This is a genomic window from Varibaculum massiliense, from assembly GCF_900106855.1.
Classification (GTDB): Bacteria; Actinomycetota; Actinomycetes; order Actinomycetales; family Actinomycetaceae; genus Varibaculum; species Varibaculum massiliense.
Genome location: NZ_FNWI01000004.1, coordinates 1,442,931 through 1,460,964, shown reverse-complemented (window position 1 = coordinate 1,460,964; position 18,034 = coordinate 1,442,931). Strand labels below are relative to the sequence as shown.

The following is an 18,034-nucleotide window of genomic DNA, read 5'->3' as shown; positions in this document are numbered from 1 at the left end:
ATAGCCGCACTTGATGGCGTTAATATGTAGAATGGAAACAAACTTGCAATCGAGGAGGCACCTTGGCGACGCTAGCTGGAAAAACGAAGGTTGATATCGTTGTGCCTTCCGTCGATATTGGCGAGGTTCACTCCGCCCTGCTACGCGATATGACGATTATGCTAGCCCAGGCGGGAATCAGCGTAGTTTGCACAGTTCACCTGGAAGATCATCCCGAGAATCTGCTTTCCACTATTAGGGAAACTGATGCTGCGGTTTTGCCGCTTTTCCCGCTGGACGAAAAGACTCTGGGGGAACTAAAAAAGTGCGAAGCCACGGTGCTTGATTCTTTGCTACAGGGCAAGGATCGACAGAATCCCGCCAATTTAGTCACGTTCCAGATGGCTAAGATTCAGGTAGATGCCCAAGTAAAACGGAATCGTCGCCATTTGGCTTTCGTGCATTGGCGGGGGAAGTACCCTGAAAAAGCGGCTACCGTCTATTACTTCTTTGCTCAAATGGTGTGCCAGGCAACGGGGCTGGCGTCTCCTATCCAACTGGAGCTGCCCACAGATCCCGAGAACATTGCCTCTTACCTGCTCGCGGCTTTGCAAAAGCACCCCAGTTTGGACGGGTTCTGCGCGATTGACGATACGACGGCGATGGCGATTGTGCATGGTTTGCGCGAATGCGGCAGGATGGTTCCTCAAGATGGTTCGGTTGTGGGTGGCTTCGACTCTCCCGCTGGTCAAGTTTCTCGCCCCCCTATATCTTCAATAAATGTTGATACCCAGGCACTCGCCTATCAAGAGTTAATGCATATAGCCCAGCGTGAGGGCGATGAGCTAGACCTCGGCAAAGCCCCCAGCGGTCAGCTTTTGCAGTACGTTTCCCGCGAGTCCGTTTAAGCGTTCTCGGTTACGGTTTAGCTAGTTTTGCCCCTTTTCTAACTTTTCCCGCCCGCCTCTATGGGCGCCCTACCCCCCTATCCGTCTTTCCTCTCTTCCTACGCTTTTCCTCTCTTTACCTGTATCCTCCAGCTAAAAACGCGTTGAATCCGGAACATTTGCCTGCCCGCGTAGGATAGAGACATGAATGAATATCAAGGACTTAGCCTTAAAGAACTAGCTGAACGCGCCCCCTTGGGAAATCAGGAAGCCGGAACTGTTAGCCCCAAGCTGGATGTTCCCAAGGAAATTGAGCGTCCCGAATACCTTTTCCATGACGGCCCGGAACGCATCACCGCTTCCGATACTAAAACCCCGGAAACTGTCGAAAAGATTCGCGCTGCCGGGCAGATTGCTGCCGACGCCCTCGTCGCGGTAGGAAAAGCAATTAGACCCGGGATAACTACCGATGAACTCGATAAAATCGGTCACGACTATATTGTTTCGCAGGGTGCCTACCCGTCTTGCCTGGACTATATGGGCTTCCCGAAATCCCTGTGTACCTCGGTGAATGAAGTTATTTGCCACGGAATCCCCGACGATAAGCCCCTGCAAGAAGGCGATATTGTCAACGTGGATATCACTGCCTATAAAGATGGGGTACACGGCGATACCTGCGCCATGTTTAGCGTCGGTCAGGTAGATAAAGAATCCCAGCTGCTAATGGAACGCACTTATAACGCCATGATGCGCGGGATTAAAGCGGTGAAGCCGGGACGCGAAATTAACATTATCGGGCGGGTAATCAGTGCCTACGCGAAGCGTTTTCGTTATGGAGTGGTACGCGACTTTACTGGTCACGGCGTTGGCGAGGCTTTCCATTCCGGTCTGATTGTCCCCCACTATGATTGCGCCCCCTCCTATAACACCGTGATGGAGCCGGGAATGGTGTTCACTATTGAGCCTATGCTCACTCTAGGGACAATAGAGTGGGAACAGTGGCATAATGGATGGACAGTGGTCACCAAAGATCGCTCACGCACAGCTCAGTTCGAACACACCGTGGTGGTAACCGAAGATGGTGCGCAAATTCTGACCCTGCCTAGTAAGGAGTAACTAATGGCTATCGCATTTGGTATTGATATCGGAGGATCGGGCGTTAAGGGAGCCCCGGTCGATTTAGAGACCGGAGAGTTTACCCAGGAACGTTTCCGGATTGAAACCCCCTATCCGGCAACCCCGCAGGCGGTATCCAAAACGGCAGCGGATGTCCTAGCACATTTTGAACTTCCCGAGGACGTGCCGGTAGGTGTTTGTTTCCCCTGTCCGCTCCCGGGTGGGAATGTCCGTTTCATGGCAAACCTGGATCAAGAATGGGTCGGCAAGAACGCGGTAGAGGTATTTTCCGAGGCTATCGGGCGTCCGGTAGCTGTACTAAATGATGCGGATGCCGCGGGTTTGGCCGAGCAACAGTACGGGGTTTTCAAAGATCAGCCGGGAGTTACCGTGTTTACTACTTTGGGGACGGGGATTGGAACCGCCATTTTTGTGGATGGGGTAATGCTTCCCAATACCGAGCTTGGGCATATCCAGATTGGCGGTCATGACGCGGAAACCCGCGCCTCCGCGGCGGTACGTAAACGCGAAAATTTGGGTTGGAAAAAATGGGCGAAACGGCTAACCAAGTATTACCGGGAAATGGAGAAACTATTTAGCCCGGATTTGTTCGTAGTCGGCGGCGGAGTATCTCGCAAACACGAGAAGTTCTTGCCTCTAATCGACATTTCTACCCCGATTATCCCCGCCAAATTGCGAAATACCGCCGGGATTGTGGGGGCAGCGGCAGCCGGAGCTGCCCGTCAACGCCAGCAGGGATAGCTTTTAGTTTTAGCTAGTTTTCTCCTTCAAGGAGGCGCCGGGGGTTGCCCCCGGCGTTTTCCTTTACCCCGACCCGAAAGCTCGGGTTAAGCCCCAAAAGTTGAAATGCGGGCAGCAGGTTAATGGCTACCTCTCAGATACTTACCTTCAGGTTGTGCCTTAGTTTCCGGCAGAGGGAGTTGGCTCAGCAGTAGGAGTTTCTACCCCGGTGGGGTTAGGTTCTTGTGTGGGCGTCGCCCGTGTGGCGGGCGGGGCGGCAGGAGTGGTTTGTGTGGCGCTCGGCTGCTCGGGCACGGGTTCACTGGTCGCAGGTTTACTGGTCGTGGGCTCCTCAGTATGAACAGTTGTCCGGGTGGTTTCAGGAGCCGAAGAACTGGTGGAAATACTTTCTGACGGGCTGGTTTTCTGTTCGGAGGGCACAACTTCTTTAGCAGAAATTGTCATCGCAATAATCACTACCGCCCCGACCAGGATGGCTACGATTGCGGTCACGATGCCCGCGACTTTTACCAAACGACGTTTGTCTGCGCGTTCTTCCTCGTATTCTTGATCCTCCCGCTGCTGTTCCGGGTCAACTTGGGGATTGTAGGCGGGAGGAATCCCCCCGGGGAAAGAATCAACTTGCGGAGTGGCGGCGGCAGGATCTATCGATTTCCTGTGAACTGGGGCAGCTCCCGCTGCTGGATAAGTCGCCCCGGAAGCACCTATCGCCTGGGTAGCAGCGGTATTAGCAACGGGATTATTGCCAACCGGATAGGGGGCAGTACCAGGCGCGCCCGCTGAGGGCTGGTTAACCGGCGGGATTACTTCAGTAGGTGGTTGTCCTTCGAAAGCGGAGGCGGCAGGAGTAGTCGAGGGCGCACCCTCGGGCGGATTCGGTACCGCTATTTTTCTTTGCTCCGTACTATTAGGTTCCGGTTGCGCTACCCGGCGAGTAATCCGCCGATTAGTCTGGCGACCACGCGGAACATAAGCGTTTGCCATCGCCCCGCCAGGCAAATATTCGGTAGGTTTATCCTCTGAGGCATCGTTGCTCATCATGCTCCCGCTTTCTGTCGATAGTTCCAGTCTAAGGTGCTTCCACCTCAAAAATCACACCTGCACCAATTTTCCCGGCTTTTCCTCGGATTTTAGGACGTTCTTCGCCCCTAACCCCGGTAGGCTAGAAGGTAAGTAACCACTTTTATAAAGACTAAAGGAGCTACACGTGAGCGAAGAATATCGGATTGAACATGACACCATGGGGGAAGTTCGGGTTCCCAAGGATGCCCTCTATGCAGCTCAGACCCAAAGGGCGGTAGAAAATTTCCCGATTTCAGGTCGCACTCTTTCCAGCCACCACATCGCGGCTTTAGGGCAAATCAAGCGGGCGGCAGCGATTGCTAACGCCGAACTAGAGGTAATCGATACCGAAACCCGCGATGCCATTGTGAAAGGCGCGGAAGAGGTTATCGCTGGTAAACATGATGACCAGTTCCCGATTGATATTTTCCAAACCGGCTCTGGGACTTCCTCGAATATGAACACCAACGAGGTAGTAGCTACCTTGGCCACTGGCTTTAAGGGCAGCAAAGTTCACCCCAATGACCATGTGAACGCTTCCCAGTCCTCTAATGACGTGTTCCCCTCCTCGATTCATATTGCCGCCTACGAGGCAGTCGAGCATGCTCTGCTCCCGAAGCTAGATCAGCTGGCAACCAGCCTAGAAAAGAAAGCCGAAGAGTTCGCCAATATCGTTAAGGCAGGGCGCACCCACCTGATGGATGCCACCCCAATCATGCTGGGACAAGAGTTCTCCGGATACGCCACCCAGGTACGTAAGGGAATTGACCGGGTCAAGGACGCAGAAAAGAACCTGGCAGAGCTACCTTTGGGGGGCACTGCCGTCGGTACCGGGATTAACACTCCGGAGGGTTTCTCGGAGCGGGTTATTGCCCTAATCGCCGAGAACATGGATTTGCCGTTCCGTCAGGCCGAGAACCATTTCGAAGCCCAAGCCGCGCAGGATTCCTTGGTAGAAATGTCCGGCGCATTGCGGGTAGTGGCAGTTTCCTTCGTGAAAATCGCCAATGATTTGCGTTGGGCATCTTCCGGGCCGCGCTGCGGCCTCGGCGAAATCACTTTGCCGGATCTGCAGCCGGGCTCTTCGATTATGCCCGGCAAAATTAACCCGGTATTGCCCGAGGCAACCGTACAGGTAGCTGCCCAGGTAATCGGTAACGATCAGACGATTGCTTTCGCGGGCGCGCAAGGCAACTTTGACCTGTTGGTGATGCTGCCGGTGATGGCAGTGGACCTGCTAGAGTCGATTAACTGCCTGGGAGCGGTTGCCGGTCTGCTCGCCGAGCGCTGCGTAGATGGTATCGTGGCTAACCCGGAGCACTGCCTGGAACTGGCAGAATCTTCGGCTTCGATTGTGACTCCGCTGAACCGTTACATCGGCTATGAAAATGCCGCTAAAATCGCCAAGCACGCAGTGAAAGAGAAGATGACGGTCAAGGAATCTGCTCTGGATCTAGGATTTGTTGAGCGCGGGGAAATCAGTGAGGAAGATTTAGATAAAGCTCTAAATGTTGCCGATATGACTCACCCGAAAGCCGGTAAGTAACCAGCAACTGTAATAGGTCGCGCCTGCCAATAAATATCCTGGCAGGCGCGATTTTATATTTCGTAGCTAACCACCACAGGGGCATGATCGGAAAAACGCTGATTGTATGCCTCGGCGCGGTCAACTTGCTGGCTGCGCGCAAGCTCTGCCAACGCCGGGGTAGCCAGCTGATAGTCGATACGCCACCCGGCATCATTATCGAAGGCTTTACCCCGCCATGACCACCAGGAATAGGGTCCTTGCACCTGCCCGGCAAGGTTGCGCACCACGTCAACCCAGCCTTGCTCACCCCAGCGATTCAGGAACGCGATTTCCTCGTCTAATACTCCGGCGCGTTTATTATGGTTCGGTTTCCAGTTCTTGATATCCCGCTCGGTATGCACCACATTGAAGTCCCCGCCTACCAGCACTAAGGGTTCGGCATTTTCCGAGGACACATCCGGGGACATCAGCTGCTTCAGACGGTGACCGATTCGTTCTAGGTGCGCCATTTTATGGTCTTGTTTTTCGCTTCCTACTTCCCCGGAATGAAAATAGGCGGAGACTACTCGCACACGCGCGTCCTCTTTCCCGCCTTCATTTTCCCGGGTCAATACCGCTTCTAACCAGCGCCCTCCATCTGAGGGAACCTCAACCGGCACCGTATCTGCCGCTGATTCCGCTAGGTGCCAAGGGGAGGATTTACGCACTGCGACCGCCACTCCCGCGCGCCCTTTGAGCTGCGAGACGTTCACCGCTACCTGCCAGTCATCCCCAAAAAGTTCCTGCGCGATTTCTTCGCTCGCGCGTACCTCCTGAGCCAGCACCACATCCGGCGCAGACTGTTCCAGCCACGCATCCATTCCTTTACGGAACGCTGCCCGGATTCCGTTCACATTAACTGTGGCAACCTTGAGCATCTTTCCCCTTTACTTTGCGTTTTTCGTTTAGCCGCGATGGGTTTCAAGTTTCGTTATATCTATTTTTCCGCTGTCGATTTGGCTGCGAATACCTGCCAATTCGGCGGTGAGACTATCAGAAAACCTGGGCGCATAATCGCCCCAACCAGCCAGTTTAACTCCGGAGTTCTTGAGAGTTCCCCGGTAGTCCCTGCCGGAAATCGAGCCGGTTTTAAGTTGTTTTAGCAGCTGTTTCGCGCACCCGGAAGCATCAATAACCACTGAGGTGAGCATATTGGCCTTCAAATCGGGGGTACTGGCTGCCAGGTCTTGCCCAGTCCAGACAGCTGCCGCATCTTTAGCCGCCAACTCCGCTACCACCCCGGTTTCTTCCGGATTAGCCACTACGAAAATAACATCTACCCTTTCATCGGCTAACTTCAGTAGTTGCTGATGCAGCTCTTTGCTTTTTACCCGCAGCGGTCCGCCCGCGCTTTGTTCCCAAGAAGAAAATCTAATCCCCGAGCCTTTGAACTGGTTATAGTATTCCACCCCCAGACGAAAGGCGCCTGCCCAAGCAGAAACCGGATCTTTCCCAAGGGCGCTGCCCGGATTCTTATCAGTATCCTCTGGCGGTAAATCGCTAACTGCCCCCACCAGACCACTCTTAGTAACCCCGGCGGCGGCATACCCGGCTAGGAAAGCGGGTTTCCGCAAATCAAAATCGATACCCGAAGCATTAGGTAACGCTTTAACCTGCCCAATCGCCCCCAGGATGGCGAAGTTTATTTCTGAATTACTTTTTGCGACCCGCACCATTTCCCGCGCGAATCCCGGCTCTAAAGAAAGCACATTCTTGCATTTCTTTTTCTTTAGCTGCCCGCCAATCTGTGAGGTTTTCTCTACGCTGATAGTTTCAGTCTTCACCGTTTTCTTATTTTCCGGTTTCGCCAGCACCTCCCCCAGAGCTTTACTGAGCGCCACTGCCCGAATATCTTGAGATTTCTTTTTCTCTACCAGGCAAAACTCTCCGCGCGTTTTAGCTACGGTTGCAGGTTTCGCGCCGGAGCTAGTTTTCGAGGAAGAGGCGCAGCCGCCCAGGGTAAGGGCGAGGGTAGCGGCCAAGGCTAAAGGAATCGAAAGTTTGCGCAAACGCATCTGTTATGCCCCGCCTAACCTACCTGTCGAATAGCGGTTTCCACCACGTTTAGCAGCAGATTTGCCCGGGTCATCGGACCGATACCTCCGGGGTTGGGCGAGAGCCAACCCGCCACTTTATCTACTCCCTCGGCCACGTCGCCCTCTAACCGGGCTTTCCCGGTTTCCGGGTTGACCGCGCCGCGAGATACCCCTACATCCAGCACTGCCGCGCCCTCCTTGACCATCTCGGGCCGGATAATTCCCGCTGATCCGGCGCAGGCGACAATCACGTCCGCCTGGCGGGTATGTGCAGCTAAATCCCGGGTTCCGGTATGGCAACAGGTGACGGTGGCGTTAATATCTTTCCGGGTAAGCATTAAGGGCAGGGAACGCCCCACGGTGGTGCCGCGCCCTACTACGCACACTTGTGCGCCCTCCAGTGGCACCTGATACTGCTGCAGCAAATCGATACAAGCGCGCGGGGTGCAAGGCAGCGGGGAGGTTACCGGCTCTTTTACCCGCAGCACCAACCGTCCCAGGTTCATGGGGTGCAATCCGTCAGCATCCTTATCAGGATCGATTGCTTCTAGCACCTGGTTCACATCGACTTGGCGCGGCAGGGGCAGCTGCACAATATAACCGGTACAGGCGGGATTCTCGTTGAGTTTTTCAATCTCCGCTAATACCTGGGTCGTAGAAACCGTATCGGGCAGTTCCACCCGAATCGACTCGATACCTACCTCAGCGCAGTCACGATGTTTACCTGCCACATAGGAAACCGATCCCGGGTCAGAGCCCACCAAAATAGTGCCTAGCCCCGGTTTAATCCCTTGCTGATGCAGGTGCTCAACCTGCTGGCGCATCTGTTCTTTCAGTTGCCGAGCCCGCGCTGCCCCATCCAGCAAAATCGCGTCCCCGCTCCATCCTTTACGCATTTTTCTCCTTAGCTTGAGGGCGCGGGCAGACTCTAATCGTCTGCCCGCGCCACCCTGCATTTATCTATTTAGCTTTAGGCAACCTGGTTAAGCCCCAAATAGAGGGGGAAACGTTTAATCAGAACCTTTACCCGCTCGCGGTAGTCAGAAGTGTCTACCTTGCCCCGGCAAGCATCCTTCAAAACTCCCGCAATAATCTCAGCTACCTCGGTAAATTCTTTCTTCCCGAAACCGCGAGTAGCCAACGCCGGGGTACCAATGCGCAGCCCGGAGCCTACCCGAGGAGGACGCGGATCGAAAGGTACCGTATTGCGGTTGATAGTAATGCCGGATTCGTGCAGCAAATCTTCACCTTGCTGCCCATCCAGCGGGGAGTTACGCAGATCCACCATCACCAGGTGTACATCGGTACCGCCAGTCAACAGGGAAATCCCACATTCGGCAATATCCGATTGCATCAGCCGTTTCGCCAATATTTTCGCGCCCTCTAGCGTGCGCTTTTGCCTATCTTTAAACTCGTCACTGCCCGCAATCTTCATGGCGACTGCTTTCGCCGCCACCACGTGCATCAAGGGCCCGCCCTGCTGACCGGGGAAAACCGCGGAATTAATTTTCTTCCCCAATTCCTTATCGCGCGACAAAATCATGCCCGAACGCGGCCCACCCAAAGTCTTGTGGACAGTCGTAGAAACCACATCGGAATACGGCACCGGGTTCGGGTGTAACCCGGCAGCTACCAGCCCCGCAAAATGCGCCATATCTGTCCACAAATAGGCGCCCACCTCGTCCGCGATTTCACGGAAGGCTTTAAAGTCCTCCTGGCGAGGATACGCAGACCAGCCAGCGATAATCACTTTCGGGCGATACTTCAAGGCCGCGTCACGCACCTGATTCATATCCACCCAGCTGGTTTCTTTATCCACCTGATAGGCGGTGGCGTTATAGAGCTGACCAGAGAAATTTATTTTCATGCCATGGGTAAGGTGTCCGCCGTGGTCTAACGCCAAACCCATAATGGTGTCCCCCGGCTTGGCCAGGGCAGATAGCACTGCTGCGTTGGCTTGGGCACCCGAATGGGGCTGCACATTGGCGAACTCGGCAGAAAATACTTCTTTAGCCCGGTCGCGAGCCAGATTCTCGGCGACATCTACCGCGTCGCACCCTCCGTAATAACGGCGCCCCGGGTAGCCTTCCGCATATTTATTGGTGAGGACGGATCCTTGCGCCTGCAGTACGGCGCGCGGTACAAAGTTTTCGGAAGCAATCATTTCCAAGGTGCCGCGTTGCCGCTCTAACTCTTGGTTTAAAACTGCTGCAATTTCGGGATCCACTTGCGAGATGGATCGGATAAGAAGTTTATCTCCCATTGACTCTTCCTTATTAATAGTGCCGAATCAGCCCAGGCGAGCGACTGATTAACAACTTGCTCCCCGGTGGTATCCCACCTACGCCAGTCACGGTTACCTCTTTAGTCTACCGTGACCTAGGAGGCTTTTACCTAAATAGTTTGTGGCTGGATGCCCGATTCCAAATGCTGACTGCCTCTAAAGTCTGGCACGCACCTCACCTATACTCCCTATGTGCTCTGTTATCGAGTACAAAAAGGTAAAACTTAGGAGAAATCTAATGAGCGAAACTCAACCGTCGGCAGCGGGGACAGCCTCTCACCGCGACAAATCCGATGTCGGATACCGCAAAGGGTTAAAGTCTCGCCACATGCGCATGATTGCGCTGGGCGGGGCCATTGGGTCCGGCCTGTTTTTTGGGGCTTCCGGACGTATTTCTGAGGGCGGTCCTTCAGTAGCCATTGTCTATGCAATCTGCGGCGCCGTAGCCTATATGATGCTGCGCGCCCTGGCCGAACTCAGCCTGTATCGCCCCTCCTCAGGGGGGTTTATTTCCCACGCCCGCGAGTTTATGGGTGAACGCGGAGCCTATTTCACCGGTTGGTTTGCCTTTATTACCTATTCTTCGGCGCTGATGGCCGATATCACCGCGATTGCTAACTATATGCATTACTGGAAGATTTTCCAGGTGATTCCCCAGTGGGGCTGGGCTTTCATCGCTTTGGCACTGATGGTGATAGTTAACCTCGCTTCCGTTAAATTCTTCGGGGAATTCGAATTCTGGTTCGCGATGATTAAGGTCGCGGCGATTGTAATCTTCATGCTTTTAGCGGTTGTGGTCTTGATTCTGGGCATAAACCTGACCGTGGGCGGCCAGGTTTACCATCCGGGGGTGGGTGCGATTACCGAGCACGGCGGTCTCTTCCCCAAGGGCGCTTTCACCATGGTCACTATGTCGCTGGGAGTGCTGTTTGCTTACGGTGGCACCGAATACTTGGGCGCCGCCGCTGGTGAGGCCGAAGATCCCCAAAAAGAATTGCCCCGGGCAGTTAACTCTATGATGTGGCGGATTTTGCTGTTCTACATGGGTTGTATTGTGCTATTCACTTTGCTGTTGCCCCACAACGTCTATGACAAGAACGAATCCCCCTTCGTAACCTTCTTTACCGCCATTGGTATTCCCGCTGCCGGCACCATCATGAATATCGTGGTGATGCTCGCGGCAGCCAGCGCGATTAACGCCGAACTTTATACCTGTGGTCGCGGTTTGCGTTCGCTAGCGGTTTCCGGCTCGGCACCACGCTTCCTGGCGGGGATGAACCGCAACGCGGTACCTTACGCGGCGATTGTGGCTGCAGGTACTGTCGGCTTGGTGGGGGTAATCATCAACATGATTCACCCTTCCGAGGCGTTCGACGTCATCGCCTATATGGCGGGGATTGGGATTTGCTCCATGTGGGGTTCGGTGATGATTTCGAATATCTTGTTCGTGCGTCACTGCCGCCGCAATGGGCTGCAGCGTCCGAAGTTCCATGTTCCTTTGGCTCCTTACACCAACTACGTAGTGCTAGCGGTGTTTGCCTCAATGATTGTTTTAATGTGGTTCGAGGGCGGTCTGGGGCCGGCAGCGATTATCGCGTTCGCCTCGGTGACCGTAGTGTTGGCACTGGCCTGGTTGGTGGTGCGCAACCACGTTGACCATGACATGTTTACTGCAAACGCTCCCGCCGAAACGGGAGCTAGCGAGAACCAGTAACACTTAAGCGTGGGGGAGAGTTTTTCCTCCCGCCCAAGAAATCGGGGAGAGACTAAGTCTCTCCCCGATTTCTTATGCCCACCGCACCCACTCGGATAAAACTCTCCCCCGCGCTTACAGATGCCAAACAGCTATAATCCTTCCCCGTACTAATAACGTGCTAACAGCGCAACAGCCCCCTGGCAACGGGCGTGGGAAAAGCACTCCGGGGCCCCGTGAGCCTCAACAAGTTCGGCTCAAGCCCCTCTCGTATCTTTTCCCGCGCCCTCTTGAAACGTTAGTGCTTGCGGATTCGCGTGTTTAGCGGGCGCGGACTTTCCAGCCTTTGACCCCGCTTTGGTGCAGGGATTTGTCTACGAAGTGCGCGGGATCAAGCGGCTCGCCTGCCTCCATTTCTGCCATTAGGAAGGCTACTACCGCCTCATAGGAATTGGTGCGCTCAAAAATAGTACGTTGCCGCTGGTAGCCGACTCCTAGTTTCACGATGTCGAGCAGTGACCAGAGTTCTTCTGCGCAGTCTAGATCTTCGGCGGCAGGAGTCAGTTTCTCGAGGCAATCCGGCAGAGATTCGCTGAGCAGGGCTTCTTCCCCGTGCACGTCCTCAATCAAGATGGCGTCCATCCCGTAGCGGGCAGCCCGCCAGCGGTTTTCCCGCACAAACCAGTCGGGCAGTACCGGCAGTTCTTTACCCGCGTCTAGCTGCCGCGAAGCCGTCTCTACCAGGGCTTGCGTAAGTGCGGCGCAGGCTGCTACCTCTTTGATAGTGGAAGAGGCGTCCGCTACCCGCGCTTCAATAGTGCCAAACTTGGGGGAAGGGCGAATATCCCAGCGCACCTCATCAAAGGAATCAATCACCCCGGTTTTTAGCATCCCGGAGGTGAACTCTTCCAGCTGTTCCCAGGTTTCAAATTGATAGGGTTTGCCGGCAGTAGGTAGCTGTTGGAATACCATCGCCCGGTTGTCGCAATACCCGGTGTCGACTCCCGCCCAGTAAGGGGAAGAGGCAAACAGCGCCTGAATATGACCAAGTTTGCTGGTCAGATAGTTTTGTATGGGCAATACTTTGTTGCGGTCTTCCACCCCCACATGTACATGGGTTCCAAAAAGTAGCATCTGGCGCCCCCAATATTGGGTACGATTGACCAGTTCTTCATAGCGTTTACTATCGGTAACCTGCTGGTAGCTGGGGTTAGCGAAGGGGTGGGATCCCGCGGAGGCTAACTCTACGCGCAGCGCGGAGGTAACCGGACGCACCAGGTTTATTCCCTCTTTCAAATCCATGATGCAATCGCGCACGTTGCGGCGAGGACGGGAAATTAGTTCTACCGTATTAAGTAGCATTTCCCGATGCACCAGCTGGTTCTGTGGATGTAGCCGCTCCACTTCCTCCAGCACTGCGCTCGCGCATTGACGCAGGTCAAACGAATCTTTGTCGATTAGCTGTAGTTCCCATTCGATACCGATGGTGGAACGCTCAGATTTTGAAAATTCGATACCCATCAGGTGCCTCCTAACGACGGTAATGTTCAGTAAAAGCGGACAGCAACCGGTGGGAACTGGTTACATCTTGGGTCATGCAGCGGGCGATGACCGCTTCGCGTTCAGCGGCCGCGTAGTACGCGTCCCCGTATTGGTCGATGCGGATTTGCATTCCTGCAGTGGTGATTTCCGGATGGAACTGGGTGCCATACAGATTATTTTTAAAGCGAAGTAGCTGGTAGCGGCAACGTTTCCCGCTACCAAGCAAAGTTGCGCCCTCCGGAAGTGCCGCCAGGGAATCCCCGTGTCCGGTATAGCCGCGAATTACCGGATCAAGCTGCCCGGTCACCGGGTCTCCCTGCCCCTCCGCGGTTAAAGTAACCTCCACCGCCTGCAGGTCTTCCCCGGTGCGGTCGGTTAAAGTGGCGCCAGCCGCTTGCCCCAACATTTGCATTCCGTAGCAAAGCCCCAAGGTGGGAAAATCCTGATCTAGCAGGTAATGCATGAGCGGCATTAGCTGGTTATATAGCTGCCGCTGTACAGGATCTTCGGAGCCAGTTGGCTGCTGCGCCCGAAAGGGCGATCCCGAAATAATGACTGCACTGTACCCGCCCGCAATATCCAGGTCGCGCAACAGGTCAAGGCCAGTTTCTTCTGGCAGCAGGTGAGAGCGTAGTTCCTGCCCAATCTTTAGTCCGGTGACCTCAGCAATGGTTTGTAGCTCGTCACGCGCTATTTTTCCGGCGGGACGGCATTGGATAAATAAAAACGGCAGCCTTTCTCGCATGGGTTATAGCTTACGGGTTAGCGCGCCATCCGTCATTCCAGACTCTTCAGGTTGTTAGCACTTTCATAGCCGTTTGCCCAGGTGGGAGTGGGGGCAGTGACAGTTACGGTGGTACCGGAATTTTCCGGGTCAGGAAACTGCAGCTGGTGGGCGTGCAGGCATAGCTGAGGGTCGATATTTTCCGGGGCATCTGCGGGCAAAACTTCCGGATAGAGGGGATCACCCAACAGGGGATACCCGAAATGTGCCAAGGTGGCACGCAGCTGATGAGTAAACCCGGTTTCCGGCTCTAACTGCCACAACAGTTCTTCTTCTGGCGCGGTTCCCTGGCTGCCCGGGTTTGCGTTTTCCTCCCCCTCCGACTTTTCTGTCTTTTCGGGGAGGGGGAATTTTCCGAGGACGAGGCCGCGGGTACGGCTTTGGCAGCGCGTCACCTTCCGCCCGGCCGGGGGCGCTCCTATCGATACTGTCAGCGAGCCGGTTTCTTTATACATCGGAAGCTGGAAATCGAAACGCTCCCCCACCTGGGGAGCCGCCGCTTCTCCCCGGCCACCCCCGCCGCGGCTGCGCGCCAGGTAGGTTTTCTTTACTTGCCGGCGGTCAAATAGCTGTTGGTAACGCGCCCGATATTTCGGATCTAGGGTCAGCAACAAGCATCCGGTAGTGAGCCGATCTAGACGATGCGCGGCGCTGATCTGGTCATTGTGGAACTGGCGGCGAGCAGCCACCACCACCGAGCGGGTAATCCAGGAGCCGCGGGGAATCGTTGCCAGGCTAGCGGGTTTATTTACTACAATTGCCCCCTCGCCCTCCCAAAGCACCTGCAACTTCGGTAAGGCAGCTCCTTCGTCGGGAGCCACTCGATGCAAGTAGTAGCGTTGCCCCGCCAATAGTTGGCTGTCCGGGGATAAAGCGATCCCTAAGGGAGACACCACATCCCCCGCCGCGAACGCCTTCGTAACAAAATCCGCAATCTCGGCGGTAGACAGCGATAGTTTGCGTTCCAGGCGGGCTTGCAACTGCCGCTCTAACGTTTCCTGACCGGTAGAAACGAACCCCACCGGGTCGATTCCGCCCCGCGCCGGCGGGCGCACCGCCTGCCTGTGCTTTATACGTCTTCCCACCGTACCCCGCCTATTTACTATCTTGGCCGCAGCCCTAGCTGTAGTTTCCACCTTATAGCGCCCGGCTGCGAGTAAAACCTTACGCAGAGGCTAACTGGCCGCTTGCTCCGTCAGCCTTTCTGCCAGATAAGTGTTTATTACTGCATTCCTAGAAATAGCCAGGTCAGCCGCCTGCTTATCCAGTCCCTGAATCATCCACTCCGGCATGGTGAGAGTTACCCGCTTCTGCTCAATCGAACGCAGCGGGGAATTTACCTGCGGGTTTTCCAAGTCAAAATATTCGAGGACATCCTCACCATCGTCGAATTTTTTATCGATCTGTTCGGCGATTAAGGTATCAAATGTTTTGCTCATAAATCTCTATCTCCTTCTGCCTGGCGCGCCGTACCGAAATTATCCGCGTGCGTCCTGCTCGCTGAGTAGTAATAGCGCTATAGTATTTACCCTCTATTTTTCCAATAGTTATTTGCCTTGATTCGTCATTACCTGCATTAATCGAGTTAAAAGTTACCGTTTTCCCCTGTGTCCACAGCTTCTGGCTTTGAACAAAACTAATGCCGTGTTTAGACAGATTAGCGTCGCTCTTGCGCGGGTCATACTCAAATTCCACCTCAAACACCCCTGCTTTCAACATCTATTATACATCAAATTGATGTTGAAATTCCAAGTTTCTAACGTCATATCTGGTTGCCGGGGAAATCATGGTCATTAGCCCGAAATCATCGCCGAACACACCATCAACCCCAACAAAACCTACCAACCCAAAAACGGACAAATGTCCTGAAACACCCCAAACCCAAAAACGGACAAATGACCCGAAACACCCACCCCAAAAACCCAAAAAAACCCGCGAGATATGCGGACATATCTCGCGGGACATCACATTGCGGTATTAGTAAAACCGCTACGCGGCTTTACATACCGCTGCGTCGAAAAATGCCCTCAAGCGCAAGCGCTCGGGGCATTTTTCTCCTTGCGGTAGCGGTGGGATTTGAACCCACGGTGGGTTGCCCCACACAGCATTTCGAGTGCTGCACCTTCGGCCGCTCGGACACGCTACCAGGTACTGTATTCAGTTGTTGGTGTGGTTACTCGCGGCCGAAGGCACCGTAGGTACCTGAGGCGTAAAGCGAGGAACCGCCACCGAAATCTGTATGAACAGACTTTCAAAAGTTTAGCGGAAATACGTACCAGAACTAAACTTTGGACGCGAAATGTGACCACTCCCGCGGCAACTTGACCGGTCAATGCAGCAGTCAAGCAACCACCTCACCGGCATCGCTACCGAGTCAAGCAACCTCGACGTGCAGCCGCGCCAAAGCGCCGTCAGGCGAAACTAGTGATCTACCAGCCCATACAAACGATCGCCGGCATCGCCTAGACCAGGACGAATATAGGCTTCGGGGGTGAGTCCCTCATCCAGAGCCGCCACCACCACGGTGACATTTGCCCGCTGACCGACGTGTTCCTCTACGTGCTTAACTCCTTCGGGCGCCGCCACTAGGCAGATGCAGGTAACGTCCCGGGCGCCTCGCTCCAAGGCGTAATCGATGGCTGCCACCAAGGTACCGCCGGTTGCAAGCATGGGATCAACCAGGAATACTTGCCGGTCAGTTAAATCCTGGGGCAGACGATTCGCGTAAGTCTCGATTGCCAAGGTTTTTTCGTCCCGCTTCATCCCCAGGAAACCGACTTCTGCCGTGGGCAGCAGCGCGGTCATGCCGTATAGCATTCCCAAACCGGCACGCAGAATCGGGATCACGATTGGACGCGGAGCCGAAAGAGTTTCGCCCTCCATCGGTTGAATCGGGGTTTCTATCTGTTTGGGGCTAACCCGCACATGCCGCGTGGCCTCGTAAGCCAGCAGGGTAACCAGTTCATCAACCAGTTGCCGAAACACTGATGATGGGGTGTCTTTATCACGCAGAACGGTTAATTTATGTTTGACCAGTGGATGATCAATGACTTTAAATTCCATAACCCCAAATTATCCCGTTTTGCCCTTGCGCGCCTACCCCTTGACAAATCTGCTCCCCATTTTGCCCCGAGCACCCCATCCCTGTTCTAACCTAAGAATTGACGCCGATTCGGGAGAAACAGATGAGCCATAAAGAAAACGGGATTAGCGAAGCTGACGAAATCAAGGTACAGAAAATCCCTAATAAAGTTTACGAAGCCGAGCTTTACCGTTTGCAAGGTGAACTGGGAAAACTACAAACCTGGGTGAAAGCCACCGGAGCGCGAATCGTAGTTATTTTCGAGGGGCGCGATGCGGCCGGTAAAGGCGGCACTATTAAACGGATGACCGAATACCTGTCCCCGCGGGTGGCTCGGATTGTGGCTCTGCCTAAACCTACGGAACGGCAAGAAACCCAATGGTACTTCCAGCGCTATATCGAACATCTGCCCGCTGCCGGGGAAATCGTCCTCTTTGACCGGTCTTGGTATAACCGCGCCGGGGTAGAAAAAGTAATGGGATTTGCCCGCCCCGAACAGGTGCAGCTGTTCATGCGCCAATGCCCCATTTTTGAACAAATGCTAGTCGAGGATGGAATCTACCTGCGCAAATACTGGTTCAGCGTGTCTGACAAAGTACAGTACAAGCGTTTCAAATCCCGCCTAGGCGATCCTTTACGCCAATGGAAACTCTCCCCCATGGATTTAGAGTCCATCACCCGTTGGGAAGATTATTCGCGCGCCAAGGACGACATGATGGTGCATACCGACACTTCGGTGGCGCCTTGGCATCACGTGCTTTCTGATTCCAAGAAGCAGGCGCGACTGAATATGATTCACCATTTCCTCAGTTCCATCCCCTATACCGAGATTGAAAAGCAGGCGGAACCGATTAAACTTCCTCCGCGTCCTAACTCCAACGGTTACGTACGCCCCTCGGTGGCGGTTTCTAAATATGTGCCTGATTTTGCCGGCGAGGTCGCCAAACAGCACAAGAAAAAGAAGCTTGAGGGCAAAGAGGAAGACCTAAAGAAGTATCGCGATAACGAAAATTGATTTCCAACCACTGGGCGTTTGGGTCACCTCTATCCACCCCGGGCGCGTCGATACCGATATGCAACACGTTTTGCAAGAGAACGCTGACTATTATGATCCCGCAGATCACATGACAGTGGAATCAATCGCCAGAGCGGTTCGTTTCGCTATTGATTCTCCCGAAAACGCCATGGTGGAAACGATATCGATTCGCCCGGTGCGGCAGGTGCAGCGCTAGACCAGTTT

At 54.4% G+C, this 18,034-nt stretch carries 18 protein-coding genes, 1 tRNA gene and 1 riboswitch; of the genes, 7 read left to right on the top strand and 12 right to left on the bottom strand.

Annotated elements, in window-relative coordinates:
• Nucleotides 1–62: 62 nt before the first annotated feature.
• The 3 genes from BQ5456_RS06530 (at nt 63) to ppgK (ending at nt 2,744) form a co-directional block, all read left to right on the top strand.
• The gene (locus tag BQ5456_RS06530; protein WP_071129278.1) at nt 63–887 is read left to right on the top strand and encodes a substrate-binding domain-containing protein; all 825 of its coding nucleotides are present in this window, start codon (nt 63–65) and stop codon (nt 885–887) included.
• Nucleotides 888–1,070: 183 nt separating this feature from the next.
• Nucleotides 1,071–1,982, top strand: a complete 912-nt coding sequence (gene map / locus BQ5456_RS06525; RefSeq protein ID WP_083378406.1) for a type I methionyl aminopeptidase — start codon at nt 1,071–1,073, stop codon at nt 1,980–1,982.
• A 3-nt stretch (nt 1,983–1,985) separates the two neighbouring features.
• Nucleotides 1,986–2,744: a polyphosphate--glucose phosphotransferase gene (gene ppgK, locus BQ5456_RS06520; RefSeq protein ID WP_071129277.1), complete on the top strand. Its 759-nt coding sequence runs from the start codon at nt 1,986–1,988 to the stop codon at nt 2,742–2,744.
• A 159-nt stretch (nt 2,745–2,903) separates the two neighbouring features.
• Here ppgK and BQ5456_RS06515 read toward each other — a convergent pair whose 3' ends face one another.
• Nucleotides 2,904–3,785 (bottom strand): hypothetical protein, encoded by an 882-nt coding sequence (locus tag BQ5456_RS06515; RefSeq protein ID WP_143037050.1) that lies wholly within the window; start codon nt 3,783–3,785, stop codon nt 2,904–2,906.
• Nucleotides 3,786–3,951: 166 nt separating this feature from the next.
• On the opposite strand from BQ5456_RS06515, the gene BQ5456_RS06510 reads away from it, so the two are divergent.
• Nucleotides 3,952–5,352 carry a class II fumarate hydratase gene (locus BQ5456_RS06510; RefSeq protein ID WP_083378405.1) on the top strand — a complete coding sequence of 467 codons (1,401 nt, stop codon included), beginning with the start codon at nt 3,952–3,954 and terminating at the stop codon, nt 5,350–5,352.
• Between the two features lie 53 nt (nt 5,353–5,405).
• Here the strand turns inward: BQ5456_RS06510 and BQ5456_RS06505 are convergent, their stop codons facing one another.
• The 4 genes from BQ5456_RS06505 to glyA form a co-directional block, all read right to left on the bottom strand.
• Complete coding sequence (locus tag BQ5456_RS06505; protein WP_071129275.1) at nt 5,406–6,251, bottom strand: exodeoxyribonuclease III; 846 nt, start codon at nt 6,249–6,251, stop codon at nt 5,406–5,408.
• A gap of 27 nt (nt 6,252–6,278) precedes the next feature.
• The gene (locus tag BQ5456_RS06500; RefSeq protein WP_071129274.1) at nt 6,279–7,388 is read right to left on the bottom strand and encodes a BMP family lipoprotein; all 1,110 of its coding nucleotides are present in this window, start codon (nt 7,386–7,388) and stop codon (nt 6,279–6,281) included.
• A gap of 14 nt (nt 7,389–7,402) precedes the next feature.
• Entirely contained in the window at nt 7,403–8,305 is a 903-nt protein-coding gene (locus tag BQ5456_RS06495; protein WP_071129273.1) for a bifunctional methylenetetrahydrofolate dehydrogenase/methenyltetrahydrofolate cyclohydrolase, read from the bottom strand.
• A 74-nt stretch (nt 8,306–8,379) separates the two neighbouring features.
• On the bottom strand, nt 8,380–9,672 hold the full coding sequence (gene glyA, locus BQ5456_RS06490; protein WP_071129272.1) for a serine hydroxymethyltransferase: 1,293 nt from the start codon (nt 9,670–9,672) through the stop codon (nt 8,380–8,382).
• A gap of 23 nt (nt 9,673–9,695) precedes the next feature.
• A riboswitch (ZMP/ZTP riboswitch) is annotated at nt 9,696–9,773 on the bottom strand.
• 158 nt (nt 9,774–9,931) lie between these two features.
• Here glyA and BQ5456_RS06485 point away from each other — a divergent pair.
• Complete coding sequence (locus tag BQ5456_RS06485; protein WP_071129271.1) at nt 9,932–11,407, top strand: amino acid permease; 1,476 nt, start codon at nt 9,932–9,934, stop codon at nt 11,405–11,407.
• 300 nt (nt 11,408–11,707) lie between these two features.
• Here BQ5456_RS06485 and BQ5456_RS06480 read toward each other — a convergent pair whose 3' ends face one another.
• The 7 genes from BQ5456_RS06480 to upp all read right to left on the bottom strand — a co-directional run bounded on the left by BQ5456_RS06480 (nt 11,708) and on the right by upp (nt 16,775).
• On the bottom strand, nt 11,708–12,907 hold the full coding sequence (locus tag BQ5456_RS06480; protein WP_071129270.1) for a glutamate--cysteine ligase: 1,200 nt from the start codon (nt 12,905–12,907) through the stop codon (nt 11,708–11,710).
• A 10-nt stretch (nt 12,908–12,917) separates the two neighbouring features.
• Nucleotides 12,918–13,673: a glutamine amidotransferase-related protein gene (locus BQ5456_RS06475; protein ID WP_071129269.1), complete on the bottom strand. Its 756-nt coding sequence runs from the start codon at nt 13,671–13,673 to the stop codon at nt 12,918–12,920.
• A gap of 32 nt (nt 13,674–13,705) precedes the next feature.
• The gene (locus tag BQ5456_RS06470) at nt 13,706–14,797 is read right to left on the bottom strand and encodes a pseudouridine synthase (RefSeq protein WP_159428775.1); all 1,092 of its coding nucleotides are present in this window, start codon (nt 14,795–14,797) and stop codon (nt 13,706–13,708) included.
• A gap of 90 nt (nt 14,798–14,887) precedes the next feature.
• The gene (gene brnA, locus BQ5456_RS06465) at nt 14,888–15,151 is read right to left on the bottom strand and encodes a type II toxin-antitoxin system BrnA family antitoxin (RefSeq protein ID WP_071129267.1); all 264 of its coding nucleotides are present in this window, start codon (nt 15,149–15,151) and stop codon (nt 14,888–14,890) included.
• The gene (locus tag BQ5456_RS06460) at nt 15,135–15,431 is read right to left on the bottom strand and encodes a BrnT family toxin (protein WP_235858540.1); all 297 of its coding nucleotides are present in this window, start codon (nt 15,429–15,431) and stop codon (nt 15,135–15,137) included. Before BQ5456_RS06460 ends, brnA begins: the two co-directional genes overlap by 17 nt.
• Before the next feature lie 342 nt (nt 15,432–15,773).
• Nucleotides 15,774–15,858, bottom strand: a tRNA-Ser gene (locus tag BQ5456_RS06455).
• A 275-nt stretch (nt 15,859–16,133) separates the two neighbouring features.
• A complete protein-coding gene (gene upp, locus BQ5456_RS06450) occupies nt 16,134–16,775 on the bottom strand; it encodes a uracil phosphoribosyltransferase (protein ID WP_071129266.1) in 642 nt (213 codons plus the stop codon).
• A 122-nt stretch (nt 16,776–16,897) separates the two neighbouring features.
• Here upp and ppk2 point away from each other — a divergent pair, with 122 nt between their 5' ends.
• Nucleotides 16,898–17,809, top strand: a complete 912-nt coding sequence (gene ppk2 / locus BQ5456_RS06445; protein WP_071129265.1) for a polyphosphate kinase 2 — start codon at nt 16,898–16,900, stop codon at nt 17,807–17,809.
• 58 nt (nt 17,810–17,867) lie between these two features.
• Nucleotides 17,868–18,026, top strand: coding sequence for an SDR family oxidoreductase (locus BQ5456_RS10420; RefSeq protein ID WP_159428774.1), 159 nt, complete (start codon nt 17,868–17,870; stop codon nt 18,024–18,026).
• The last annotated feature ends 8 nt before the right edge of the window (nt 18,027–18,034 follow it).